21 protein-coding genes are annotated in these 26,081 nt (G+C 62.6%); 4 read left to right on the top strand and 17 right to left on the bottom strand.

The features are described from left to right. Positions 1–12 precede the first annotated feature (12 nt). Positions 13–1,128, bottom strand: coding sequence for an aryl-sulfate sulfotransferase (locus EIC84_RS03750; RefSeq protein WP_004340730.1), 1,116 nt, complete (start codon positions 1,126–1,128; stop codon positions 13–15). Between the two features lie 113 nt (positions 1,129–1,241). On the opposite strand from EIC84_RS03750, the gene EIC84_RS03745 reads away from it, so the two are divergent. Together EIC84_RS03745 and EIC84_RS03740 are read left to right on the top strand one after the other, a co-directional pair. Continuing rightward, entirely contained in the window at positions 1,242–2,192 is a 951-nt protein-coding gene (locus EIC84_RS03745; protein ID WP_004340728.1) for a LysR family transcriptional regulator, read from the top strand. A gap of 250 nt (positions 2,193–2,442) precedes the next feature. Beyond that, positions 2,443–4,680 (top strand): AsmA family protein, encoded by a 2,238-nt coding sequence (locus EIC84_RS03740; RefSeq protein WP_004340724.1) that lies wholly within the window; start codon positions 2,443–2,445, stop codon positions 4,678–4,680. A gap of 174 nt (positions 4,681–4,854) precedes the next feature. Here EIC84_RS03740 and EIC84_RS03735 read toward each other — a convergent pair whose 3' ends face one another. The 9 genes from EIC84_RS03735 to EIC84_RS03695 all read right to left on the bottom strand — a co-directional run bounded on the left by EIC84_RS03735 (position 4,855) and on the right by EIC84_RS03695 (position 14,791). Continuing rightward, on the bottom strand, positions 4,855–6,405 hold the full coding sequence (locus tag EIC84_RS03735; protein ID WP_034362519.1) for a methyl-accepting chemotaxis protein: 1,551 nt from the start codon (positions 6,403–6,405) through the stop codon (positions 4,855–4,857). Positions 6,406–6,684: 279 nt separating this feature from the next. Next, complete coding sequence (locus EIC84_RS03730) at positions 6,685–7,473, bottom strand: crotonase/enoyl-CoA hydratase family protein (protein ID WP_004340721.1); 789 nt, start codon at positions 7,471–7,473, stop codon at positions 6,685–6,687. Positions 7,474–7,503: 30 nt separating this feature from the next. Beyond that, positions 7,504–8,541, bottom strand: a complete 1,038-nt coding sequence (locus tag EIC84_RS03725) for an acyl-CoA dehydrogenase family protein (protein ID WP_004340719.1) — start codon at positions 8,539–8,541, stop codon at positions 7,504–7,506. 14 nt (positions 8,542–8,555) lie between these two features. Then, positions 8,556–9,713: an acyl-CoA dehydrogenase family protein gene (locus EIC84_RS03720; protein ID WP_004340717.1), complete on the bottom strand. Its 1,158-nt coding sequence runs from the start codon at positions 9,711–9,713 to the stop codon at positions 8,556–8,558. A 14-nt stretch (positions 9,714–9,727) separates the two neighbouring features. After that, positions 9,728–10,720, bottom strand: a complete 993-nt coding sequence (locus EIC84_RS03715; protein ID WP_004340715.1) for a tripartite tricarboxylate transporter substrate binding protein — start codon at positions 10,718–10,720, stop codon at positions 9,728–9,730. A 79-nt stretch (positions 10,721–10,799) separates the two neighbouring features. Further along, positions 10,800–11,309, bottom strand: coding sequence for a MaoC family dehydratase (locus EIC84_RS03710; protein ID WP_004340712.1), 510 nt, complete (start codon positions 11,307–11,309; stop codon positions 10,800–10,802). Positions 11,310–11,334: 25 nt separating this feature from the next. Beyond that, the gene (locus EIC84_RS03705; RefSeq protein ID WP_004340710.1) at positions 11,335–12,564 is read right to left on the bottom strand and encodes a CaiB/BaiF CoA-transferase family protein; all 1,230 of its coding nucleotides are present in this window, start codon (positions 12,562–12,564) and stop codon (positions 11,335–11,337) included. Continuing rightward, positions 12,561–13,808, bottom strand: a complete 1,248-nt coding sequence (locus EIC84_RS03700; RefSeq protein WP_004340708.1) for a CaiB/BaiF CoA-transferase family protein — start codon at positions 13,806–13,808, stop codon at positions 12,561–12,563. The genes EIC84_RS03705 and EIC84_RS03700 overlap by 4 nt, the downstream gene beginning before the upstream one ends. Then, positions 13,805–14,791 carry a tripartite tricarboxylate transporter substrate binding protein gene (locus EIC84_RS03695; RefSeq protein ID WP_004340706.1) on the bottom strand — a complete coding sequence of 329 codons (987 nt, stop codon included), beginning with the start codon at positions 14,789–14,791 and terminating at the stop codon, positions 13,805–13,807. Before EIC84_RS03695 ends, EIC84_RS03700 begins: the two co-directional genes overlap by 4 nt. Positions 14,792–14,905: 114 nt before the next feature. Here EIC84_RS03695 and EIC84_RS03690 point away from each other — a divergent pair, with 114 nt between their 5' ends. Further along, a complete protein-coding gene (locus EIC84_RS03690) occupies positions 14,906–15,814 on the top strand; it encodes a LysR substrate-binding domain-containing protein (protein WP_004340705.1) in 909 nt (302 codons plus the stop codon). A gap of 36 nt (positions 15,815–15,850) precedes the next feature. Here the strand turns inward: EIC84_RS03690 and dnaE are convergent, their stop codons facing one another. The 7 genes from dnaE to EIC84_RS03655 form a co-directional block, all read right to left on the bottom strand. Next, a complete protein-coding gene (gene dnaE, locus EIC84_RS03685) occupies positions 15,851–19,261 on the bottom strand; it encodes a DNA polymerase III subunit alpha (RefSeq protein WP_004340702.1) in 3,411 nt (1,136 codons plus the stop codon). After that, positions 19,254–20,738 carry a hypothetical protein gene (locus EIC84_RS03680; RefSeq protein ID WP_004340699.1) on the bottom strand — a complete coding sequence of 495 codons (1,485 nt, stop codon included), beginning with the start codon at positions 20,736–20,738 and terminating at the stop codon, positions 19,254–19,256. Before EIC84_RS03680 ends, dnaE begins: the two co-directional genes overlap by 8 nt. A gap of 1 nt (position 20,739) precedes the next feature. Then, positions 20,740–21,663, bottom strand: a complete 924-nt coding sequence (imuA, locus tag EIC84_RS03675; protein ID WP_004340698.1) for a translesion DNA synthesis-associated protein ImuA — start codon at positions 21,661–21,663, stop codon at positions 20,740–20,742. A 283-nt stretch (positions 21,664–21,946) separates the two neighbouring features. After that, positions 21,947–23,299 carry an HD-GYP domain-containing protein gene (locus EIC84_RS03670; protein WP_004340696.1) on the bottom strand — a complete coding sequence of 451 codons (1,353 nt, stop codon included), beginning with the start codon at positions 23,297–23,299 and terminating at the stop codon, positions 21,947–21,949. Positions 23,300–23,494: 195 nt separating this feature from the next. Continuing rightward, positions 23,495–24,133, bottom strand: a complete 639-nt coding sequence (locus tag EIC84_RS03665; RefSeq protein WP_003079436.1) for a 3-oxoacid CoA-transferase subunit B — start codon at positions 24,131–24,133, stop codon at positions 23,495–23,497. Between the two features lie 30 nt (positions 24,134–24,163). Then, positions 24,164–24,640 carry a DUF3806 domain-containing protein gene (locus tag EIC84_RS03660; RefSeq protein ID WP_004340693.1) on the bottom strand — a complete coding sequence of 159 codons (477 nt, stop codon included), beginning with the start codon at positions 24,638–24,640 and terminating at the stop codon, positions 24,164–24,166. A 3-nt stretch (positions 24,641–24,643) separates the two neighbouring features. Then, the gene (locus EIC84_RS03655) at positions 24,644–25,342 is read right to left on the bottom strand and encodes a CoA transferase subunit A (RefSeq protein ID WP_003079441.1); all 699 of its coding nucleotides are present in this window, start codon (positions 25,340–25,342) and stop codon (positions 24,644–24,646) included. Positions 25,343–25,416: 74 nt separating this feature from the next. On the opposite strand from EIC84_RS03655, the gene EIC84_RS03650 reads away from it, so the two are divergent. Then, positions 25,417–25,959, top strand: coding sequence for a PAS and helix-turn-helix domain-containing protein (locus EIC84_RS03650; RefSeq protein WP_003055436.1), 543 nt, complete (start codon positions 25,417–25,419; stop codon positions 25,957–25,959). The last annotated feature ends 122 nt before the right edge of the window (positions 25,960–26,081 follow it).

The following is a 26,081-nucleotide window of genomic DNA, read 5'->3' as shown; positions in this document are numbered from 1 at the left end:
GCCTGGAATGGCTCAGCGGGACAGCCAAGGCAGTTGCTCTGCCTGATAGCGCCAAGTCTGGAACACCGTGTTCAAGCGCCCCGGGCCTGTGCGGCGTGCAGCGGCATCGGAGTACTCGCCGAACCAGGGCAGAATGAACTCCCAGACCAGCTCGCCCTGCGGCGTCACTTCAAACAATCGCCCAGTGGCGGACTCCGTGATGTGCGTGTTGCCGTTCCAAAGCCGCTGCGCGCTGCCCATGAAGGCGGTGTAGAAGGCGTTGACCATCTCGTCCTGGTAGCTCCATGCGATCTCGTGGGAAACAGGATCTATCTCCAGCACACGCGAGAAAGCCACATGGGCTCCCTGGCGGAAGTTGCCGTTGTCAAAGGTCAGGACATGGCCGTTTGCCAGCGCAACCGGAGCATGCTGGTGCGAGACCACCGATGGCGGGATATGCAGCTTCACTTTGCCGCTGGCCTTGTCCACGCCAATGATTCCCGAGGTGGTGCGCAGACTCATGAGCACTGTCCCATCGGCGGCCAGCCCGAGTCCGTTGACCAGGGGCCAGTGATAGCGGCCGAAGCCCGGGTGAATGGGGAAATCCTCAGGCTCCAGATGCTCCCAGGCCTTCCATTCCCAGACCAATCGACCTGTGCGGTCCACTTCCCGGATCACATCGCCATACATCAGCTCATCAGCACCAAGGGAGGTGCCGCCGGGCACCCGTTCGGCAAAGCCCTGGGGAACAGGGGCACAGGCTGCATAGAGCAGATGACCGTTGGGCAACCACTGTGCGTCATGGTGGTGTGTCGGGTCTTCATAGCGCCAGACCACCTCCCCGTCGGGCCTGACCTCGTAGAAATCACCGCCATGCCACATGGACCAGGGCGCATAGAGATCAGGCGATTCACGATGGTTGCCGTTGTAGCCGAGATTGCCGTTAGGCAAGATGACCGCATGGCGACCGGCGCGTACAGGCAGCTTCCACTCATGCGCCACCTGACCGTGGATATCTATGAGGTAGACATGTCCATCGGCCGTCTGGGGGGCGATCAATGTGTAGCCGCCGGCGCTGAGAGCGCTGTCATGAGCGATAAGACCTGTGCCGCGTCGGCGTTGGGTGACCTGGTCAACGGTGGTAGCCATGGGGTTCTTTCTGTGACTTGAGGGATTGATGGCTGCCACTCTAGGAGTTCGTCAGCGTCAGGAATAGCTGATTGTTTTTTAATAGATGTCAGAAAAAACTTTACACTCAGCCCATGCCAGCGATTTCACAAGCCTTTCGGTGCTTTGACGAGGTGGCGCGCCGAGGCTCGGTGCGAAAGGCCTCGGTGACGCTGCACCTGACCGCCGCAGCGGTCAACCAGCAGATCCTCAATCTCGAAGCGCAGGTCGGTCAGCCTCTGTTCGACCGGTTGCCCAGAGGCATGCAGCTGACAGTGGCGGGCGAGATCGTGCTGGCAGCAGTCAGGCGCAGTCAGCGAGACTTTGACAATGCCCTGGCCCAGGTCGAGGATCTGAATGCCTTGCGACATGGGCATGTCAGCGTGGGTGTTCCCCACGCGACGGCCGAATACCTCGTCCCTAAGGTGATTGCGGCAATGCATCAACGCTATCCCGATATCACCTTCAGCGTGCGCGCCGGAATCGGTGAAGAGCTGCTGCGCCATGTGGCTCAGGGCGAGATCGATGTGGCCTACTGCCTGCGCCGAACACCTCCTGCCGGTGTCGAGGAGATGCGCTCCTGGGCACAGCCCCTGGGCGTGGTGATGGCTCCGGACCACCCTCTGCGAATGCGTCCGCGACTGCTGCGTCTGCGTGACTGCCTGGCCTATCCGCTGATCATGATGACTCCCGACATGGAGTTGCGCAGCATGCTCGAGCGTCTGGGCGACGGTGCGCTGAGCCGGATCCAGCCGCTGGTGGAGACCAGCAGCATCCCCATGGCCCGTCGCCTGGTGGCAAGCGGCCAGGCACTGGCCTTCATGCTGCCGGACAATGTGGCGGAAGACATGGCAGCCGAGCGTCTGAGCTGGCGTGCGTTGCACGATGCCGGTTCGCTGCTGCACAGCTGCGCTTATCAGCGAACCGGCTATGCGATGGCAGCCGCAATGGAAATGTTTCTGACCGAGCTGGAACATGCAGCGGACGAGCTGAAGGCGAACTTCGATACCGGTGTTTCCTGGTCCATCGGCAATCTTGCCGTTTGACTGCACTGGTACGACGCGCGCTGGAGAAGCACAAGCGCCAGAAAGTCGATGCTGAAGTCTCTTGCGGAGTGGAGCTGCATTTCTTGAAGCGCTGTAGCCATTGCTTCAGACGATTGCGCCCACAACACAAGGAGGCTTCGAGCTGCTGCACCGTTTCCTCGACCGGTGTGGAAACTTCTGAACTCATAGCATGCGGACCTGCATGCGTCAGGCAATTGGATGACGAGGCAGTACCTCTATGCGTAATAGCATGTGGCAAAAGGATGCAACCGCCATGGTCGATAACGCCAGCACTTCAGCCTCTGAACCCAATCCTGCACATCAGCGCCTGACGCGCCACTGGCTGCGCTGGGCGGCCATTGCGATTGCGCTGCTGCTGGCCTTGATTCTGGCAGCGGCACTGCTGATTGCCTTCATGGACTGGAACAAGCTCAGGCCATGGATCAATGAAAAAGTCAGCACTTCCGCGGGCCGCGACTTTGCCATCAACGGTGACCTGCAGCTGCAATGGACCTGGCCACAGCCCCTCGATACGGGCTGGCGCCACTGGGTGCCCGGAGTGGTGCTGCATGCCAGCGATCTGACACTTTCGCAGCCCCAGGGCTGGCTGGTTCGGCAGGCACCTGAAAAAGCCGATGACAAACAGCCGGTATTGCCTGCGACACCCAAGGAGCTCAATACCGGTCGCCTGCCCGAGCAAGACCAGGTAGCGAACGAGAAAAAGACGAGCGTAGATGACGAAGACGCCATAGCCGATGCCGGCCGGCAACCGCCCGAGCGCGATGCTCGCACCATGATCACCGCAGCAAATGCCACGGCCAGCCTGCGCCTTTGGCCACTATTGGCGCGCCATGTACAACTCGACTCCTTGCTGTTACAGGCTCCGGATATGGTGCTGGCCCGCAACGACAAGGGCGAGAACAACTGGACATTTGACAAGCCCGCAAGCAACGGCCCGAAGTGGAGTTTTGAAATAGGCCAGCTGCGCATCAGCGACGGCGTTCTGGGCTGGTCCGACGCCGTCAAGAACATGGCCGTGCGCGCCCGTTTCGACACGCTGCGCAGACCGGTCAGCGCCGATCAACCTTATGGTGTGCGCTTCGGCCTCGCTGGCTATCTGCATCAAGGCAAGACCCGCGCGCGGATTCAGGCCCAGGGTCTGGCGGGACCGGTACTGGATCTACGTCAGGACAGGCTGCGCTTTCCGCTGCGCATATCGGCCAATGCCGGCAGCCTGCAAGCGTTTGCCGAGGGGATTCTCGACAATCCCAAGACACTGGACGGACTGGACTTTCAAGTTCAGATACGCGGCAAGAGCATGGCCGACCTGTTCGAGCTCAGCGGCCTGTTGCTGCCCGCCACTCCGCCGTTCGAAACCAGCGGCCGTCTGATCGGCAGCCTAGCGCCGGGCAAGGCCGTCTGGCAGTACGAAAAGTTTCAGGGCAAGCTGGGTCAGAGCGATTTGCGTGGCGATCTCCAATACCGCTCCGCCCAGCCTCGGCCAAAGCTGACGGCACAGCTGCACTCCAAACAACTGCGACTGGTGGATCTGGGACCGGTCATAGGCGCAGCCCCGTCCGGCAGCCCCGACAAGCCCCAACCCGTCAACGGCAAGGTACTGCCACAAGTCCGGTTCCAGACCGAGAACTGGGACAAGATGGATCTCGACCTGCGCTATGAAAGCAGCCATATCCTGCGGCCCGAAGCTCTGCCCCTGCAAAACCTCAGCGTGCATGCGCTGCTGGACAACGGCAGACTCACCCTCTCGCCACTGAAGTTCGGCCTCGCCGAAGGCTCGCTGAATATCGACGCCAGCGTGGACAGCCATGCCAAGCCCGTTGCTGCCAAACTCAACGCACAGGTGCAGTCGCTCAAGCTCTCCGCCCTGTTTCCCACGATTGAAAAGATGAAAAAAAGCCTGGGCCGGCTCGATGGCGCAGTCGCGCTCACCGGACAGGGCGAGTCGCTGGCCCAGTGGCTGGGCACGGGCAATGGCTCGCTACGCCTGTTTGTACGCGACGGCACTTTCAGCTCGCAACTGCTGGACCTCGCGGGGCTGAACGTAGGCTCCATCGTCATCGCCAAGCTGTTTGGCAGCGACAAGGAAGTTCAGTTGCGCTGTGCCGTGGCCGACTTCAATGTGCAACAAGGCATTGCCCGCCCACGCATGGCCAAGCTGGCCACCACAGAAGCCGTTGTTGAGGCCACGGGCGAGATCAATCTGGCGCAGGAACAGCTTAATCTGCGCATCGTCCCCGAATCGCTGAAGTGGAAGTTCTTTTCGTTGCGCACGCCACTTTATGTGCGCGGCAGCTTTGCCAAGCCCGATGTGGGCCTGGAGCCAGGCCCCCTGGCAGCCCGTGCCGGCGCTGCAGTGGCTGCTGCCGTTTTTGCACCAGCGGCACTGGCTTTGGTACCGCTGACCGTACCTGCAGCTGACGACGATGTGAACTGCAAGCAGTTGCTGACTCAAGTACGCAACCGCTAATACGGGCAAGCAGCTCACAGCCCGATCTCAGCATCGAGTCCTGGCACACTGCAAAGAATGCAGGCAGCCGCTCGGACGGAATATGGCGGAAGTGCCTCACACCATATTTCATGTCTCGGAGATCAGCAAAGCGGAAGCGGCAACCGCAGCCTGGACTGCGGCAGCGTCACGGAATCAAGCGCTCTTGAGGCGGAAGACGCTGACCATCTGCGACAGGTCGCTGGTCTGCTGCTGCATGGATTGCGCAGCAGCGGTGGACTCTTCCACAAGAGCGGCATTCTGCTGAGTCACCAGATCCATCTCGGCCACAGCGCGGTTGATCTGCTCGATGCCGCTGGTCTGCTCATGGCTGGCGGCTGTGATCTCACCCATGATGTCCGTCACGCGCTGCACGCTGCTGACGATTTCATCCATGGTCTGACCGGCCTGGCTGACCTGCGCGCTGCCCTCTTCCACCTTGGTGACCGAGGCCTGAATCAGCTGCTTGATTTCCTTGGCCGCTTCAGCGCTGCGACCGGCCAGAGAGCGCACTTCCGATGCCACGACGGCAAAGCCGCGGCCTTGCTCGCCGGCACGGGCCGCTTCCACGGCGGCGTTCAGCGCCAGGATATTGGTCTGGAAAGCAATGCTGTCGATCACGCCGATGATGTCGGAAATCTTGCGCGAGGACTGGCTGATGGCCCCCATGGTCTCCACCACTTGCGACACCACCATGCCGCCCTTGACGGCCACATCGGAGGCTGACAGCGCCAGCTGATTGGCCTGACTGGCGTTATCGGCATTTTGCTTGACCGTGGAAGTGAGCTGCTCCATGGAGGCAGCGGTCTGCTGCAAGGAACTGGCCTGCTCTTCCGTGCGCGCAGACAGATCATGGTTGCCCGCCGCAATCTGGCCCGATGCCGTGGCAATGCTGTCCGTGCCCTGACGCACCTGCCCCACCAGCCTATCCAGGCTGGTATTCATATCGTGCAAGGCCTGCATGAGCTGCCCGGTTTCATCGCTGCTGCTCACATGGATCCGGGCCGTGAGATCACCATCGGCCACGCGGCGGGCCACGCTGACCGCATGCTTGAGCGGAGCGGTGATGCCTTGCGTCAGACGCCAGGCGCTGACGGTGCCGATGGTCAGAGCCAGCAAGGCCAGAATCAGGAAGTACGTCCTGCTGCTGCTCTCGATCTGCTCCACCTCTGCCGCCTTGGCGTCGAGGCTGGCGCGCTGCAGGTTCAGCAGCTCGCCGAGCAGCTTCAGATAGCCCTGGGCGGCCGGCACATAGTTGTTGATCAACGTGGACTCAGCCTCTTCGGCCATGCCGTCGGCCTTGAGCTGACTGACCTTGTCGCGGCTGGCAATATAGGTTTTGCGCACCTGCATGATCTTGTCCAGGATCTCGCGTTCCGCAGGCTGGGTGATCAGGGGCTCGATCTGCTTTAGCACATTGGCCGTGCTCTTGGTAGTGGCGGCCGCATCTGCCGCCAGAAACTGCACCAGACTTGCGTCGCTGCTCTTGGCGATGGCCGTGGTGCGAGCCACCGCCACGCTGACATTGCTGTTCCAGTCGCTGATCAGGCGCTCCTTGGTCAGCGGCTCCTGCATCATCTGCTGCGTGGCCTTGCCCACCGAGTGCAGCTGCCAGATGCCGATAACCGTGATCACCACGGCAAATGCCAACACCACTGCGAACCCCAGGCCCAGTCGGGCACCAATGTTCAGCTTGGTCAATCTCATCGCTTTCATCCATTCCATAGAAAAGTAAATAGCCGGCAAAGCGGCCACTCCGATACATGAAATGGGGCCAACCCGGCAAAGCCGCTTGCTGCGTCGCTCGCCTAGCGCAAATAGCAACACAATGTAATTAGTATTATCAAGGGATTACGTCGCTGGATTGGCCGACCCGAAACATCATCTCAGCAAGCAAGGCGCTGCTGCCTTCGCCAAAACAAGCAAGGGCGCAAAATGCGCCCTTGCTGTCTTTGTTACCTGGTCTGGCTACGCAAACCTGCCGGCTCATGAGAAGCGGGGAGCCCGCTTCTCGACAAAGGCCGTCACGGCTTCACGATGATCGGCCGTTTTATGGGCAATTGCCTGATACCCGGCCGATATTTCCAGCAGCGAAGCCAGCGTGGCGTTCTGGCCCTCTCGCAGCAAACGCTTGGTCATGCGCATCACCCCGCCCGGATTGGCAGCAATCTTGAGTGCCAATGCCCTGGCTGCCGGCAGCAGTTCATCCGGAGGCACGACCTGGCTCACCAGACCACAGGCCAATGCCTGGCCCGCGCTGATCGCCTCTCCCGTGAAAGCCATTTCGCTGGCCTTTGACATCCCCACCACACGCGGCAGCAACCAGGCCCCGCCATCACCGGGAACAATGCCCACGCGAACAAAGCTCTCCGCAAAAGTGGCATTTTCCGACGCAATCCGGATATCGCACATGCAGCTCAGATCCAGACCCGCACCGATGGCCGGGCCGTTGACCGCGCAGATCACAGGAACATCCAGCTGGTAGAGGGCATTCGGAATTTGCTGAATGCCCTGACGGTATTCCTCGCGAATCATGTCGGGAGTGAGTGCGTCATCGAAATAGCGCCTCATGTCCTTGACATTGCCGCCGGAGCTGAAGATAGAGCCGGCGCCGGTCAGGATCAGCACCTTCACGCTGGCGTCCAGGCGCACATCTGCACAGAGCTGCACGAATTCCGCCACCGCCGTATTGCCGGTCAGCGCATTGCGTGTCTCGGGCTGATTCATGGTGACGGTCAAGATACCGCCATCGCGTTCAATGTTCAGAAATGCCATGTTCCAGATCTCCGTAGTTGTTGAGCTGCTTCAAGCCAGGGCCTCGACATCGGTGATCCGTCGAATCAGATCCAGTGTCATGCCCTCGTGCGACATCAGGGCCTGCCCGGCCAGTGCCTGCCAATAGGCTTCGCTGCCGGCCGTCAGGCGCCATGCATGCAGTCTGCGGGTAAACAGCTGCAGGTCATATTCCTCGGTGAAGCCAATCGCGCCATGAATCGCATGCGCAAGCTCGGTGACCACCAAAGCCGCCTCGCTGCAGCGTGCCTTGGCGACGGCCACACGCAATCTGTCAGGCACGATGCCGTCACCGCTGCACCCGAGCTGAGCCGCCATGCGGGCGGCAAAGACATGCTCGCTCATGACTGCCAGCTGATGCTGGATCGCCTGGAACTTCCCGATAGCACGCCCAAACTGCTGACGCTCGTTCGCATATTGCAAGCTACGCTGGAACACATCGCGCATGGCCCCCGCCATCTGCGCAGCCACCACGGCGGCCTGCAGGCTCCGGGCATCGAATTGCGGCCCGAGCCGGAGGACTCCGGCTGCCTGCAACTGCTCCGGCGCCCAGCTCAACGACGCGTCAAGCACCAGAGCGTGCGGCGCAAGTCCTGCCCGAGACACGCTCAGCAGATGCCAGACCCCGGCTTCCTCTTGCACTTGAACCAGCACCGAGTCCGCGACTTGCCCGCCTCGCACCAGCGCGCAATGCAAACCGCCATCTGCCTGCATCGCACCCTGCGCCAGCGCAATGCTGCCGGCCGGGCAGGCCATATCCGCCTGCGCCAGCATGGCCCGCGCCAGCATGGTCTCTCCCAGAGGCAGAGGCAGGGCATGGGCTCCGCACTGCTCCAGCACGCCAAATATCTCACCCAAGCCCAGACCGGCGCCGCCATCTTCTTCGGCCAGCAAGGCATCGGCCAGGCCGGTTTCCTCCAGCTGCTGCCATAGCCGGGCGACGGCCACCGAGCGGCTACCGGCGCTCTCGATCTCGCGAATCACCTGAGGGATGCACCAGTCTGCCAGCACCTTGCGCGCGGCATCTGCAAACAAATCGTTATTGCTCATGAACTTGTCTCCGATCAGCGCAAACCCAGTCCACGGGCGATCATGCCGCGCAGAATGTCACGCGTGCCACCGCGCAAGGAAAACGAGGGAGAAGCTTCGGTGACGTACTTGAGCGTCAGCAGCAGCTCCACCGGCACATCCTCGTCCGGTCGTGCAAACAGCTCGTCGGCAATGGCCGCCGGGATCATCTGCTCCAGTGTCGTGCCCAGCTCCTTGACCAGTGCGGCCTCCACAACAGGGCTTGCTCCCTGGGTCAGCTTCTGCTGCACGGATACCGACATCGCGCGCAGCGGTGCCAGTTGCGTCAGCACCTTGCCCGCAAGCCGCATGCCGGACTCGGTGCGTCCCTGCGGCGTACGTGCATACTGCAGCCATTGATCGAACAGCACGATGCTGGAGAAAAGGCGCTCCGGGCCGCTGCGCTCGAAAGCGAGTTCGGCGGTAACCTGTTCCCAGCCCTGACCTTCGGCACCGATCAGCGCATCGGCCGACAGTTGCACATTCTCGAAAAAAACCTCGCAGAAATGGCTGTCACCCGATAGATCCTGGATGGGACGCACCGTCACACCGGGCAATGTCAGGTCCACGATGACTTGCGACAAGCCCTTGTGACGGTCCTCGGCACTGCCGGAGGTTCGTACCAGAGCAATCATGTACTGGCAGTGATGCGCGTTGGTGGTCCAGATCTTCTGGCCATTGAGCAAGAAGCCCTGCTCGTTGGGAACCGCTCTAGTCCTCACACTTGCCAGATCCGAGCCGGCATTGGGCTCGCTCATGCCGATACAGAAAAACACCTCTCCCCGGCAGACTCTGGGAATGTAAAACTGCTTTTGCGCTTCCGTACCATATTTGAGGATCAGCGGCGCACTCTGGCGGTCGGCAATCCAGTGCGAGCCCACAGGCGCACCGAAGTTCAGACACTCTTCCACCAGCACATAGCGGGCGAACGCGCTGCGCTCGCCTCCGCCATAGGCCTTGGGCAAGGTCATGCCGACCCAGCCCTTTTCACCCAGCTTGCGACTGAGTGTCGGGTCATATCCGCTCCAGGATTTGGCACGGATATGCGCAGGAATGTCTTTGACCGCGTCCTGCAGAAAAGCACGCACCTCGGCGCGCAGTGCCTCGCCTTCCGGCGGGATGCCTGTCAGGCTCAGTCCATCGAGAATGGTCATCGTCTTGCTTTCTCTCAGTCCAGGGACACGCCCGTGCTTTTGACAACCCCTGCCCAGCGCTTGATTTCGCTCTGGATGTAGTCGCCATACGCTTTGGACGTAGACCCCAGCGGCTCCGCACCCTGCACGCGCAGCTTTTCCAGCACTCCCGGATCCTTGAGCGCCTTCATCAGCTCGGCATTCAGGCGTTCCACGACCGCAACAGGTGTTTTGGCGGGCACCATCACGCCTTGCCAGGCTCCGGCCTCGAATCCGGTCATGCCGCTTTCGGCCAGCGTAGGCGCATTGGGGAAATTGGGAATACGTCCGGCCGTGCTGACGGCCAGCAGCCGGAGCCTGCCGTCCTTGATGAAAGGCGCCACCGAATTGATGGTGTCGGTCATGAAATCGATCTGGCCAGCCACCAGGTCCACGTCGGCGGGGGCGCTGCCTTTGTAAGGCACATGACTTGCATCCATGTTGTAGTGCTGCACCACCTGAAAAGCCGCCAGGTGCGTGACATTGCCGTTGCCAGCCGAGCCGTAGGAGAGCTTGCCTTTGTGCTCCTGCGCGTACTTCACGAGCTCCTGCACGGTGTTGGCAGGCACCTTGGGATTGACGACAAGCCCCAATGGCACCACCGCCGTCAAGGCCACCGGGCGCAGATCCCTGGTCACGTCATAGCTCATCTTCTTGTAGAGCGACGAACTGAGCGCAATCGAGGAAGTGTTGTAGAGCACGGTGTAGCCGTCGGCTGGCGCCTTGGCCACCAGCGCATTGCCGATGTTGCCGTTGGCACCAGGCCGGTTGTCCACGATGACCGACTGCCCCAGTTGCTGGCCTACCTGCTGCGCCAGCACCCGTGCCACCATATCCGTGGGACCGCCGGGCGGGAAAGGGACGATCAGCGTGATCGGCTTGCTGGGCCAGTTGTCCTGCGCCTGCGCCGCACCACAAACTGCCAGCGCGGCAACGGCCGGCGCGGCAACGGCGAGCAGCGACGACCGACGTGAAAATCGATAACTCATCTTGTGTCTCCTGTAGTTTTTTCATCTCGGCGCACTGGAAAGTACGCACCGGTGCAACGGCATCCGCGGCAGCGCGGATCTAAGCCCCACGGCCGGCCAGCAGGCGCACGGCGGTATAGGCCATCACCTGCTGGTGACGTTGGTTGTAGACCTCGATCCGCGAGCTCACTACTGCGCGACCGCCTTTGCTCGTTGGCTTGATGTCGATCACTTCGACCAGCGCCTCAATGGTGTCGCCCACCACCACAGGAGCCAGAATCTTCTGGTGCAACTCGAGCATGGCCAGGCCCGTGCCCTGGATCATGCTTTGCAGGATGAAGCCTTCGATCAAGGTATAGGTGAGCGCACCCGGCACCGCGCGGCCCTGAATGGCACCGCCGTCATAGCCGTCCTCGATGAAGATCGCCTCGAGCATGCCTGTGGTGTTGATGAAGTTGACCAGATCGGTCTCGGTCACCGTACGGCGAAAGGTGCGCAGTTGCTGGCCTACGCGCAGGTCCTGCCAGACAAAACCCTGGCCCATGCGCGGCGTGTCTGCCAGCGCTGCGGCACGGTTTTCAGTGGATGAAATCAAATTGCTCACGCTCATTCTGTCTCCGCTTCATACTGTTTGTTCAGCAGTCCTTCGACTGCAAGGCCGCAATGCGCGCGTCGTCCCAGCCCGCCTCGCGCAGCAATGCCTGTGTGTGCTCGCCCAGGCGCGGGGGCATGCCTATGGGTGGCTGGCTGCCGTTGATGCGCACGGACGAACGCGGAAATTTCACAACCCCCATCGCTGCGTCTTTCTTCTCGACAAAAAAGCCGGTGGCCTGCAAGTGCGGGTCATGGGGCAGATCGTCCATGCGTGTCACCGGGGCGGCTGGAATCTCCAGCTGTTCGCAGCTGGCCAGCCAATAGGCGGTGTCCTTTTGCGCCACGTAGCCGCTCATCGTCTCCAGCAGCTCAGCTATGTGGCGGGTGCGCATCGCCTGGGTGGCAAAGCGCTGGTCCTGTGCCAGCTGGGGCTGACCGACGGCCGCAAAGAAACGGCGCCAGTGCGCATCGGTGTAAGGCATCAGGCAGACATGGCCGTCCAGCGTCCTGTAGGGCTTACGCCAGGGCGCCATCACGCGCGGATAGCCCGCGACACTCTGTGCGGGTGTGAAATGCATGCCGTAGAAATGCTCCACCAGGTTGAAGCCCGCCATGGTCTCGTACATGGGCACTTCCACATAGCTGCCCTCGCCCCTGCGCTCGCGCTGGTAGAGCGCCGCCAGCACCGCATGCGCGGCCACCAGAGCGCAGGTCTTGTCGGCCGCAATCGTGGGCAGATAGCGGGCCTCGCCCGTCTGGCGCCGCATGAGATCGGCCAGGCCACTCATGCCCTGGATCACGTCGTCGTATGCAGGCTGCCCGGCATAGGGGCCGTCTTCGCCAAAACCGTGCAGGCCCGCATAGATGAGACGCGGGTATTGCTTGCGCAGACTGTCCGGATCGAGCCCGAGCCTGGCCAGCTTTTGCGGGCGCATGCTGTGCATGAGCACATCTGCGCCTTGCAACAGCGCATGCAGCGCGGCCTGTGCCTGCTCTTGCCTCAGATCCAGCACCACACTTTTCTTGCTGCGGTTGGAGCCCATGAACATGGCCGCCATGCCAGGCTCCAGTGCCGGGCCGGTGTGACGCGTGGAGTCGCCCTCCGGCGGCTCGATCTTGATCACCTCGGCGCCGTAGTCGGCCAGCACCTGGCTGGCCATGGGGCCGAAAATCACGCTGGAAAGATCCAGCACCCGCACCCCTGACAATGCCCCCAGGGCTTGGTCCTGGCCCGCGATGCGCGTGTGCGTCAACGATTCCTGGCTGTTCATCCCAATACTCCGCTGTCCCGATAGGCCTGCATTTGCTGAGTAGACAGACCCAGATGGCGCTCCAGCAGCTCTAGTGTGTGCTGGCCCAGCTGAGGCGGTGCATGGCGATACGTCACCGGTGTGTCCGACAAACGGATGGGGCTGGCGACCAGCGGCACCTGGCCTGCCTTGGGGTGTGTCATGGCGATCTGCATGCCACGAGCCCTGACCTGCGGATCCTCGAACACCTCACGCACCGTGTTGATGGGGCCGCAAGGCACGGCATGCTGCTCCAGCAACTGCACCCAGGCCCTGGTGCTGCGCGTGAGCGTCACGCGGCGGATCATCTCCACCAGCTCGGCTCTATGGGCCAGCCGCGCCGCATTGCTGCTAAAGCGCTGGTCCTCGGCCCATTGGCTCCTGCCTGCAGCCTGGCAGAAACGGGCAAACTGGCCATCATTGCCCACGGCCAGAATCATGTGGCCGTCTTCGGTCGGGAACTCCTGGTAGGGCACCGTATTCGGATGCGCGTTGCCCATGCGCTGAGGCACCTGATCCCCGTACAGATAGTTCATGCTCTGGTTGGCCAGACAGGCCACGCCTACATCAAGCAAAGCCAGATCTATGTGCTGGCCGCGCCCCGTATGCTCGCGGGCCTGCAGAGCCGCCAGAATCGCCGTGCTGGCATATAGCCCGGTGAGGATGTCGGTCAGCGCCACACCCACCTTCATGGGACCGCCTCCGGGCTGGCCATCGGCATGGCCCGAAATACTCATCAGCCCCCCCATGCCCTGGATCAGAAAGTCATAGCCCGCACGGTGTGCATAGGGACCGTCCTGGCCGAAGCCCGTGACCGAGCAGTAGACAAGGCGGGGATTCAGGGCACTGAGGCTCGTGTAATCAAGCCCGTACTGCGCCAGACCGCCAGTCTTGAAGTTCTCGATCAGCACATCGCATCGGGCCGCCAGCTGACGCACGATCTCCTGGCCTTCGCCGCGGGTAAAGTCCACGGAAATCGACTGCTTGTTACGGTTGGTGCACATATAGTAGGCCGACTCCCCCGTGGGCAAGCCTTCGGGGTCGACCACATAGGGCGGCCCCCAGGCACGCGTGTCGTCACCGCTGCCGGGTCTTTCCACCTTGATCACCTCGGCGCCCAGATCACCCAGCGTCTGTGCCGCCCACGGGCCTGCCAGAACCCTTGAAAGATCGAGCACCTTGATGTGCTGCAGCGCCTGTGCCGGCTGGCTGTCATTGGCTTTCATTGCAGGGGAACCTTGGCCTTGACGACGATGCGCTTCCACAGCGCGATTTCGTTCTTCTGGAATTCATGCATCTGTGCCGGGCCGCCGGTCATGGGAATGGCCCCCAGACGCTCGTAGAAGGCACGGGTTTCATCCATCTTCGAAATGGCGGTGAAAAGCTCGGCGAGCCTGGCAGTCTCGGCCGCCGGTGTCCTGGCGCTCACCATGGCACCCACCCAGGTGTAGGCCTCGAATCCGGGCAGACCGGCCTCCGCGGCCGTGGGTATCTCGGGGGAGGTGCTCACGCGCTTGTCGGAGGCCACCGCCAAAACCTTGACACGCCCTCCGCGGGCCAGTTCCTGGACTGCTGTGACTTCCGCGAAGGTGTAGTCCACCGTCCCTGAAGCGACTGCCGTGGTGGTTTCCCCCGCCCCCTTGAACGGGACATGCACGGTTTCGATCCTGGCAGCGTCGTTGAACAGCTCGCCCATCAGTTGATAGCCTGCCGAGCCGGCTCCGAAATTCACCTTCCCCGGGTTGGCCCTGGCATGGTTGATCAGGCCTTTCAGGTCGGAGTAGGCAGCTTGGGGCATGACGGCCAGCATGGCCGGCGAGCGCATCATCATGGTCAGCGGTGCAAAGTCCGTTAACGGGTCGTAGGGCAGATGCCTGAACAGTGCCGCATTGACCGCCAGCGTCGAGTTGCTGCCGATGAATACGGTATAGCCATCGGCGGGCGCAGACAGCACCTGCTTGACAGCAATGAAGCCGTTGGCTCCTGCCTTGTTTTCGACGACCACGGGCTGGCCCGTGAGCTCCTGCAGCTTGCGCCCGAAATAGCGCGCCGAGGTGTCGGTGCCGCTGCCCGGACCGAAGGGCACGATGAGCTTGATCGGCTTGGCAGGAAAGCCCTGAGCCGGTGCCTGAGCCATGGAGGTCATGCCGACGCCGAGCAGGCCGCAGCCCAGCAGTGCCGCCAGCAGGTATCTGCGTGCTTGTTTCAAGTTTGTCTCCTGATACGGAATTGCTGCCGTGTTTTTCTTGTGAGCCCACTTTAGGCAGGCGTGGAATTAATGTCTAATATTAAAAATTTCGTTTCTGATATCGATTGAATATCAATGAATCTCAAGCAACTGCAGCAGTTCATTGCCCTGGCCGAAACCGGCAACTTTCACCGTGCCGCTGAGCAGCTGCATATGGCCCAGCCGCCGCTGTCCATCTCGATTCGCAAGCTGGAGGAGGAGCTGGGCAGCGCCTTGTTCGATCGCACCAGCACCGGCGTCGTGCTGACGCCTGCCGGCAAGGCCATGCTGGAGAGCGCACGCGCGACCCTGTTTCATGCCGAGCAATGCCGCCAGGCGGTGCGCGATACCAGGGAAGGCGTGGGCGGCCTGATCCGGCTGGGCTTTGTCGGCTCGGCCACCTACGAACTGCTGCCGCGCCTGATTCCCTCGTTTCGCGAGCGCTACCCCAAGGTAGGGCTGGAGTTCTACGAAGCGACCAGCGCCGAAATCCTCGAAGGGCTGGCAAGCCGGCGCTTCGATGCCGGCCTGCTGCGCTACCCCGTGCTCGAACTCGATGAGCGCATCGCGCTCACGCCGCTGGATCAGGACGAGTTCGTGCTGGCCGTCTCGGACAACAGTCCCCTGGCGCAGCGCGACGCTATCGCCCTGTCCGAGGCAGCTCATGAGCCTTTTGTGATGTATCCACAGGACACGGTACCCAGCCTCGCCGCACTGGCCAAGCTACGCTGCCAGCAATCGGGCTTCACCCCGCGCATCGCCCAGGAGGCCATGCAGGTGCAGACCATCATGAGCCTGGTGGCTTCCGGCCTGGGCGTGGGTCTGGTCGCGGGCGTTTCGCATCTCGTTCAGCCGCGCGGCGTGAAGTGTTTGCCGCTGCTGGACAATCCTCCGGGCTTTCATGTGGGCATTGCGCTGGTGCATTCGCTCACGCCGGGCAGCCGGGCAGTGCAGACGCTCATTGAACATGCACTGCAATTTGCCAAGCTGCCGGCAGCGTCCTGAATTCGCAGCGGCCAGCGCGCACCAGCCTCGGCAGGCTCAATGAAAATCCCGGCTGTTCAGCCCGACCTCGGCAAACCGCCCCAGCCAGCGGGTCACATCCCTGGCCTTCATCACGACCAGATGGCAAACCGCAGGCTCATCCACTTTCTTGGCTGCAGGCATATTCCCTGCTGATTCCGGCGCCTCCAGTTGCGGGGCCGTGCTGCGCTGCCAGATGCCCTCCACGGCCAGCAGACGCGAGGCAAGCAACGCAGAGCGCCAGCGGGCAAAGGTCTGGCTCCAGACCACCAGGTTGATGACGCCGGTTTCGTCTTCCAGCGTGATGAACAGCGTGCCGTTGGCGGTAGGCGGGCGCTGGCGCACGGTAACGATGCCGCAGGCGCGGACCTTCTGGCCTGGCAGCATATGACGCAGCTCGGCTGCGGTCTTCAGCCCATGGCGTGCCAGCCTGGGACGCAGCAAGGCCAGCGGGTGGCGGCGCAGGCTCAGGCCGGTGGCGGCATAGTCGAACATGATTTCCTCGCCCTCGGCGGCCTGGGGCAGCTCAAGTCCTGGCTCATGAATCGCGGCCTGCGCAAAAATGGGCGGCAGGCTGGCCTGCGCAGCAGCATCCCACATCTGCTGGCGACGGTGACCGGCCAGGCTACGCAGCGCATCCGCTGCGGCCAGGGCTTCCATATCCGCCTTGTCCAACCGGGCTCGCATGGCCAGATCGCTCACGTCCTTCCACGGAGCCTGCGCAGCTTCACCCTCGATTCGCAGCGCTGCGGCCTTGCCCAGCCTGGCAACCCGGTTCAGCCCCAGGCGCACGGCCGGCTGGGGCTGGGCCACGCCGCGCATGGCTTGCAAAGGAGCTTCGAGCGTGCAATGCCAGTGGCTATGACAGACATCGACGGGCAGCACGCGCACTCCGTGTCGGCGCGCATCCTGCACCAGTTGGGACGGCGAATAAAAACCCATGGGCTGGGCATTGAGCAGCGCCTGCAGAAAGATGGCCGGCTCATGGCGCTTGAGCCAGGCGCTCGCATAGGCCAGCAGCGCAAAGCTGTAGGCATGACTTTCGGGGAAGCCATATTCGCCAAAGCCCAGCATCTGCGCAAAGATGGCCTGAGCGAATTCCAGCTTGTAACCACGCGCCACCATACCGTCGATCAATGGGCGCTCGAACTTGTGTACGCCGCCCTTGCGCTTCCAGGCCGCCATGGAGCGGCGCAGCTCATCAGCCTTGCCGGCCGAAAACTTGGCAGCATCCATGGCGATCTGCATCACCTGCTCCTGGAAAATGGGCACGCCCAAGGTGCGCTTGAGCGCATTTGCAAGCTCCGGCTTCTCAAGCTTGAGCGGCAGCTTGCGGCGCGCGCGCTCACGTGCCAGCAAATAGGGATGGACCATGCCGCCTTGAATCGGGCCGGGCCGCACGATGGCAACCTCAACCACCAAGTCATAGAAAGTGCGCGGCTGCAGGCGCGGCAGCATGCTCATCTGGGCGCGGCTTTCGATCTGGAAAGTACCCACGGTATCGGCCTGGCAGATCATCTCGTAGGTCGCGGCATCCTCCTGCGGAATCTGGTGCAGCCCCCATGGTTCGCCACGCCAGCGGGCGCGCTCGTTCAAGGCATTGCGCAACATGGTGAGCATGCCCAGGGCCAGCACATCGACCTTGAGCAAGCCCACGACATCGAGATCGTCCTTGTCCCACTGAATGACGGAGCGCTTGGCCATCGTGGCGGGCTCCACGGGCACCAGGCGCGTGAGCTTACCCTCGGTCAGCACAAAGCCGCCCACATGCTGGCTGAGGTGGCGCGGGCTGTCCCTGAGCTGCCAGGCCAGCTCTATCCAGAGGCGCAGCCGATGCGCGCCCACAGCACAATTCATTTCGCTCGCCAGCACCTCGGCTTCCTGGAGCTTGCGCTGCACCCAGTCTTCGGGCAAAGCTTCGGGCGCCTGGTCCTCCTCTGCCGAATCGGCCGCCTCTGCATGCGTCTGTGCTTGCGCCTGGGCATGCTCGCTGAACCAGTACTGCCCCTTGGCCAGGGCATCGATCAGATCGGCAGGCAGGCCCAGCACCTTGCCCACATCGCGCAGCGCGCTACGGCTGCGCCAGCAACTGACCACGGCCGTGAGCGCGGCGCGGTCGCGGCCATATTTGCCGTAGATGTACTGGATGACCTCTTCGCGCCGCGCGTGCTCGAAGTCGACATCGATGTCGGGTGGCTCGCTGCGCTCCTTGCTGATAAAGCGCTCGAACAGCAGATTGTTGTTTTCCGGATCTACCGCCGTAATGCCCAGGCAGTAGCAGACCGCAGAATTGGCCGCCGATCCGCGCCCCTGGCACAGAATGCCGACGCTGCGCGCATAGCGCACGATGTCATGCACGGTGAGAAAGTACATCTCGTACTTCTGATCCTCGATCAGCGCCAGCTCTTTGTGCAATTGATCGTGCACGTCCTCGGGAATGCCCTGGGGATAGCGTCCCGCCGCGCCATCCCAGGTCAGCCAGGCCAGGGTCTGCGTGGCCGTCATGCCGGGCAGCACGCTCTCCTGAGGATAGTGGTAGCGGATCTCGTCCAGGCTGAAGCTGCAGCGCCCGGCCAGCTCCAGCGTCGCCTCCAGCATGACCCTGGGATAGAGCGAAGCCAGCCGCAGACGCGAGCGCAGATGCCGCTCGGCATTGGGCTGCAGCGCAAAGCCGCATTCGGCCACGGTGCGCCCCAGGCGTATTGCCGTGACCACATCCTGCAGCGGCTTGCGCGAGCGCGCATGCATATGGACATCGCCGCAGGCCAGCAGCGGCAGGCCCAGCACCACGCCAGCCTGCTGCAGGGTCTGCAGCCACAGGCTGTCGTCGGGCGCCAGATGCAGCTCCACACCCAGCCACAGGATATTTGTCGAAAAATGCGCTGCAACGTTTTCCAGACAAGCGGTTACAGCTATCAAATCCGATGCATCGAGCTGCTCGCGCTGCGGCAGCAGCAGACATTCGCAGCCTTGCTGCAGCAGTTGCCAGGGACTGGATTCATCGACCAGATACTCCCCTTTGGCAGCCCGGCTGCGTGCAACGGTGATGAATTCACAGAGATTGCCCCAGCCTTGCAGATCACGCACCAGCACCACGATCCTGAGCGGGCCCCAGGCGAATTCGCTGCCATGGATCAGGTGCAGGTCGCTGTCCCGCGCCGCCTCATGAGCGCGCACGGCACCGGCTACCGAGCATTCATCGGTCAGCGCCAGCGCCGCATAGCCCAGGCTTTTGGCCCGGTGCACCAGCTCGGCCGGTGATGAAGCACCGCGCAGGAAGCTGAAGTGCGAGAGACAGTGCAGCTCGGCATAGGCCAGCGGCCCTCTGTCCATGCCCTGGGCCACGGGGCTGGCCGGTACAGCGGCAGGCGGCGGCCCTGCGAGACGCAGTGCGGGAGCGGGCAGCTCGGCCGTGATCTGCTCAGCCATACACGCCTTGCGCAAACCAGCTGGCGGGGCTGGCTGTCATGCTCATCAGGTGTTCGCTACGGGCGCGCTCGCGGTAAATCCAGACATGGCCGACCACGGCGTTATAGGCCACGAAATAGTCACGCACGGCCAGGCCGGCCGGCGCGCCGGCCTGGGCATCGCCAGCCGCATCCCACCAGCCGGACTCCAGCCTGTAGGGCCCGGCCCTGAGCTGCAGCGGCCCATGCCATTGGGGACGATTGCCCTGCACGGGCAAGGCCTGGGGCTTGGACAACAGCCAGGGCGGCCACAGGGCTTGCCAGGGGTCGGCACAGCCGGTCTGACGGCGTGGCCCGAAGCCGGCTCCCACCTCGGCCCTGGTGCCGCCTGGCTTCTGGCTCTGCAGCAGCTTCGCCGCAGCTTGCCAGCACTGCATCTGCTCGGGCCGGTGATCGGCCAGCGGCCGCACCATTTGCACGGCTTCCTCGCCCCAGCGGGCGCTCAGGCGCTCCACCCATTCATGCCAGGCCAGGCTGTCCGACGGGCTCTGGCCCTGGACGGCAGGCAGACAGCTCAGCGGCTCTGCCGCCCAGGCAACCGTCTCCAGCGCCTGCAACTCCAGCATGTCCACGGGGGCGCGCCAGCGCTGCTGACCCAGGTGCTCACGCAACAGGCGCTGCAAATGCGCCATGCCCTGCGTGGGCTGGGCCGTGCGGATGACAAGCGCTTCCCAGGCCGGAAGCTCCTGGCCGTCGATACGACGCAGATCATGGTGCCAGCGCAATCGCAGCGCCAGCACCGCATGGTGACGGGCCTGCAACCAGGACTGCAGCGCGCGCAACAGCGGCTGCGCGGCATGGAGCACGGCATCGGCATGGTGAGCCGGATAACCCAGGTCGTGGCGCAGCAGGAATTGCTGGGGCAGTTGCAGCCACTCAAGCGGCTGGGGCCGCAGACCATAGGCCTCGTCGAGCGCACGCAAGGCCTTGGCTCCAATGCGGCGCGACAGTCCCGCGCGCGGCAGTGCGCGCACATCGCCCCAGCTACGGCAGCCCAGGCGCAGCAACACGGAGCTGTGCTGCTCCAGGGAGCTCAGCGTCCATAGCGGCAGCGCATCGGCATGCAGCGATGACTCGGACATGGACAGGGAAACAGGGATGGAGCCGCAAGGCCGGCCCTGCTGCAGCCGCAGCCGTGCCAAAGCCTGCCAGGCCGTGCCGCCTTGTCCGCGCAGCGGCTGCAATGCCCCATCCCCGCCCTCTGACTCATGGAAGCCGGCTTGGCGGGCTTGCGCAAAAGCATTGTCCAGCCGCGCCAGCAAGACCTCGGCTCCGCCCCAAAGACGCTGCACCATGCTGGTCTCCATGAGCAAGGCATCTTCGAGCAAGGCCACACGCGGCGAAAACTCCAGCGCCCACCAGCAGGCACTCTCGGGCGGCGGGCTTGACTCGCTCAGGCAGGCCAGAGGCCAGGCCATCCAGTGCTCTGCACTGCCCATCTCATGCCTCCGTCATCCAAGGCGAGGCCGTTGCAGGAGCGGCGGCTGTCATGCGTCCTTGCATGAGCATGGCAGCCTCCTCGCTCTGGCGCGCATGTCTTTGGGCCTGCGCCTGCAGCACGGGCTGCCAGGCCCACTGCGAAAGCGCGAGCTGTATGGGGCGCTCCAGCAAAGGTCCACGGCGCTTCAGTATCTGTATCCGCAAACCCGGCGCCTGCTGGGCAGCGGAGTCTGCCGTAACTCTCTCCAGTCTCAACCGCAATGCGACGGGGGAGCTGTGCGGCTCGGCCTGCAGCTCCTGCCATAACCACAGAGGCCGGCCCTGCGAAGCGGCGGCCAGCTGCAAGCGGCGCAGCGTGGACGCGGGAAGTTCGGGCAACCAGGCCAGCACCGCCAGCACATCCCGGCAATGCAGAGCCTGCTCGCAGGCCCAGGCCAGATCCTGGGCACTGCGCCCCGGCTGCACCGCGCACAGTCGCTTCGCGTCAATACCGGCGGCCTGCAAGGCCGGGGCAAAAGGCAGATAGGGTGGCGCCACCAGCACCAGTTGCCCCATCCGCGAATCCCCGAGTGAAGCCGCATGCTGCCGGACACGGGCGGCCAGCGCGGGCAACAGCAAGGCCCACTCCGCATGACAGTGCGCAGGTTGCTGCAGCTCAATCAAGGCATTGCCGGGCCAGCCGCCGCCCGGCAGCTCGGCATCCAGCGCAGCATGGCCGCTGGGCCAGACCTGAGGGCCGGCGCCGGCCTGCCAGTCCGTGCCGCGCCAGACACCTGGAATCCGTATGGCGGACAAAGGCGGGCTGCCCGCAACGGGCAGACCCGGCCGCACGCCCTGCCCTGCACCTGTTTGCTGCCGGACAGACTCCGTCATGCCGGGCGGTGAGCCAGGATGGGCCAAGGATGTCAGGGGCTGGGTGTACATGCGAAAGCTCTTGAATACTGTACAAATATACAGTTATTCAAGTTTCCGCGCAAAACAAGGCCTTAATATCGGCAGCAGATACGGTCGACTCTTGTAGATTGGACGTCGTGCGCTATCAAAAATACTTCTTCAGGATGGCGCAAGCAGACGCAGCAAAGCACGCCGCGCTGCGACGTGATGCACAGAGTTTTGAAGAAATACCGGTTTAGCGCCTGTCAATCAAGCGCCTGCAGCTATCAAACTTGAGGCCGGCCGTCCCGGGCGGAACTCGTGGTCGATGCCTTCAATTCAGCGACTGCCTGTCGGCATTCATGGCCGAGCTGCGGCCGGCCTGCGGCATCAGCTGAGCGCAGGCCTCGCACCATTCGGCCACGGCGACTTCCAGCGTGGAGCCGCCCTGCCCCAGCGTGGGCCAGCGGCGCAGGCAGTCGTTCATGATGGCCTGCAACAGCCACAGGGCCTCACGGTTGACCAGGGCCAGCTCACTCATGCCCAGGGCGTCATCCTTGAAATAGCTCAGCACATCCAGCTGCTGACTGGGGTGGGAGCCCGCTTCGGCCAGCTGCTTCTGCAGTTGTGCAAGATTAGTCTCCACAAGCACCGCCGCCTGCGCATCAGGCATTTGCTGCCAATGCTCGGGAAACTCGCGCCTGAGCTCGCTCCATTTGCGCAGCGCGGCCTCCAGCGCCGCGATGCTGTGCGAGAACTCGGCCTGCAGCGGCGCCAGCGGCTTGCCGGGACTGATTTCGTCGTAGAGCAGCGGCAAAATCAGGTGCACCAGATCGGCCGGATAGCTCTTGTGGTTCATGCGCAGCATGAGCGACAGGCGCTGGCCAGGCATATCCGTGAATTTCTCGAAGAAGGCCGAGACCACCTCGGCCAGCAGCAGCACCTGCCCCATGGGCGAAATGGCGTTGCCCTTGATGCCGCGCGGATAGCCGGAGCCATCCATGCGTTCATGGTGCTCAAGCACGGCGATTTCCACGGCGCGCGAATACAGTTCGGTGCTGCGCACCACCAGCATGGCCGTGACGGAATGCGCGACCAAATGCTTGCGTTCCTCGCCGCTCAAGCGGTGGTCCGGGTCGGTCCAGACCGGGTCCATATAGAGCATGCCTACATCGTGCAGCAGCGCGGCCGTGGCCAACGGCACGCATTCGCGCTCGGTCCAGCCGTTCTTGAGTGCCAGAAAGATCGCCACCAGCGTCATCTGCAGGCTGTGCTGGTAGAGGTCGGAGCGCTGCTCGCGCATGACGGTGAGCTTGAAGGCAATGGCCTGAGGCAGCAGCAAGCTCTTGAGCGGTGCCAGCAGACGCTCGACATCACCGATGGACGCCACCATGCGATGCAGCAGATCGACCTGCTCGCATTGCTGGCGCGCCAGAGCGACCAGGGATGCCACGTCGACCAGGTCGCCCGTGATCAGGTTGGCATCGATGGGGTCACGCAGCTTGTGCATGACCAGACGGTCATAGAGACGACTGTCAACACGTGTGCCTTTGTCCACCAATTTCATGCCCTTGTCGGTATAGATTGCATCGCCTGTCATGACCTCCGTATGCTCGGCCATATCGGTGACTGCGCGCAAAAAATGTACATCGGTCTCGTGCCCCTGCGCACCAGCGTTCTCACTCATCAAAGCGCTCTTTTTCTGTCTGCTCAATCAAACTCGATTGTTGCAGATTGCAATAATTTGTGGGCCACAATTAAAGCAAAAACAGCTTACATCGCTTGTTCTATCAACTCCGGTAGCTATTAATTCTGCTGATTCCGCAGAAAAAGCATAAAAAAGAACCGCCGCAGCGGTTCTTGCCCGGGAGCGCAGCGCCGCTTATTTCAGCAGCGTCACACCGGTCTTGGACTGGATCTCGTCAAAGCTCACGCCCTCGGCCAGCTCCACCAGCTTCAGGCCCTCGGGTGTCACGTCCATCACACCCAGATCGGTGATGATGCGATCCACCACGCCCAGACCCGTCAGCGGCAGGGTGCAGCTGGGCAGAATCTTCAGGTCGGTCGTGCCGTCCTTTTTCTTGGCCACATGTTCCATGAGCACGATGACGCGCTTGACGCCCGCCACCAGGTCCATGGCTCCGCCCATGCCCTTGACCATCTTGCCGGGAATCATCCAGTTGGCCAGATCGCCTTTTTCGGACACCTGCATGGCGCCCAGAATGGACAGATTGATCTTGCCGCCGCGAATCATGGCAAATGACTGATCAGAGCCGAAAATGGCCGAACCGGGAAGCGTGGTCACGGTCTGCTTGCCGGCGTTGATCAGATCGGCGTCGACCTGGTCTTCGGTCGGGAAGGGGCCGATGCCCAGCATGCCGTTCTCGGACTGCAGCCACACTTCCTTGTCGCCCGTGTGGTTGGCCACCAGCGTGGGAATGCCGATACCGAGGTTGACGTAGAAGCCGTCTTCGAGTTCTTGGGCCGCGCGCGCGGCCATCTGGTCTTGGGTCCAGGGCATAAGAGCCTCCTGAATAAATCTTGATTGACGTTATTGGTAGTCGCCGGAGTCGATCATGGGCTGCAGGTGCGAAATCACACCATCGAGCAAGTGCAGCAGATCGACGCTCTGGCCGTCTTCGAGCCGTTTGAGGACCATGTCGCGAGCCCCCACCTGGATGCTGGTTTCGCGGTAGCGCACAACGGGGTCGGTTCCCCAGTTGTCGCTCACCATATGCCAGTCCATATCGTCCATTTCGCAGCTCAGCGCGTCCCCCAGCACCACGCCCAATCCTCGGGCCAGCAACAGGTTGTCGGCCGACACCAGGCCTCGATCGAGCAGCGGCTGCAACTGACCCAGGCCCGAGCGGTCCATGCTCCAGTCGCTCAGCCCCAGTTCACGGGCCGCGACCTGGCACAACAGCAAGCGTTCGCGCTCCAGTTGCTCCAGCTCCTGCGCAGCCAGCGCACGAAAGACCGGTACGTCGGCCTGGGCGGCAGCCTCGGGCGAATAGGACGTATCCGCCATGTTTCAGGCTTCGCGCACGGTGCGCTTTTCGATGCGCTTTTCGGGATTGGCGTTGTGCACGATGCGGTGCACATAGATGCCGGGCAGATGGATGTCGTCGGGAGCGATCTCGCCCACTTCCACCAACTCCTCGACCTCCACCACGCAGACCTTGCCGCAGGTGGCTGCCGCAGGGTTGAAGTTGCGCGCCGTCAGGCGGAACTGCAGATTGCCGCTCTTGTCCGCGCGCCAGGCCTTGACCAGGGACACATCGGCCACGATCGCGTGCTCCATCACATAGGTCTCGCCATCGAATTCGCGCAATTCCTTGCCCTCGGCCACCAGCGTGCCCACACCGGTCTTGGTGAAGAAGGCGGGAATACCGGCGCCGCCGGCGCGCATCTTCTCGGCCAGCGTGCCCTGAGGCGTGAACTCCAGCTCCAGCTCACCGGCCAGGTACTGGCGCTCGAACTCCTTGTTCTCGCCCACATAGCTGGAGATCATCTTCTTGACCTGGCGGGTGTCCAGCAGCTTGCCCAGACCAAAGCCGTCCACGCCGGCGTTGTTGGATGCCACCGTGAGGTTCTTGACGCCGCTGGCGCAAACCGCATCGATCAGGGCCTCGGGAATGCCGCACAGGCCGAAGCCGCCAACGGCCAGCAATTGCCCGTCGGACACCACGCCCTGCAGCGCCGCTTCTGCGGATGGGTAGAGCTTTTTCACACATGTCTCCTTGAAATTGGATGCGCTACGATACTACGTACTTGAGTAAGTAGTTTTTCGTAAAGAGCAGTACCATGGTTGTGGATTACCGGCTGGCGTTCGACGCCGCCCCTGTAGGTCTCGTCATCTCGCGCAACCGCATCATGATTGACTGTAATCGGCAATTGTGTGAAATGTTCCATGCATCGCGCGAAGTACTCATAGGACAGACCTTTCAGGTGCTTTATCCCAGCGTTGACGAATACGAGCGCCTGGGCGCGCGCATTGCCCCGATTCTCAACACCACAGGCATCTATTCCGACAACCGCATCATGAAGCGCGCCAATGGCGAGGTGTTCTGGTGTCATGTCAGCGGCCGCACGCTGGACCGAAACGATCCCCATGCCTCGGGCATCTGGAGCTTCGAGGACCTCTCGGCCCATCGCCCCGTCAAGGCCGAGCTCACAGGCCGCGAACGCGAAGTCGCTGCGCGCCTTCTCGAAGGCATGACCAGCAAGGAAATCGGCAAGGCACTGGCCATCAGTCATCGCACCGTGGAAATCTACCGCGCCCGGCTGATGCGCAAATACGGCGCCTCCACCGCAGCCGATCTGGTGCACAAGCTGGTAGCCGGCTGAGCCGCTGCCACAGCTGAGGCCAGGTAGGTCAACGACCTAATTTGATGGCTCATGCTTGTGTAAACAGGCAGGCTCGCATACGCTCAAAAAGTCACAGTCTCAGTCACTTTGCGAAGTATCTG

Source organism: Comamonas sp. A23 (assembly GCF_004522605.1).
GTDB lineage: Bacteria > Pseudomonadota > Gammaproteobacteria > Burkholderiales > Burkholderiaceae_C > Comamonas > Comamonas thiooxydans.
The sequence above is the reverse complement of the archived record's forward strand: the minus strand, read 5'-3'. Positions and strand labels throughout refer to the sequence as shown.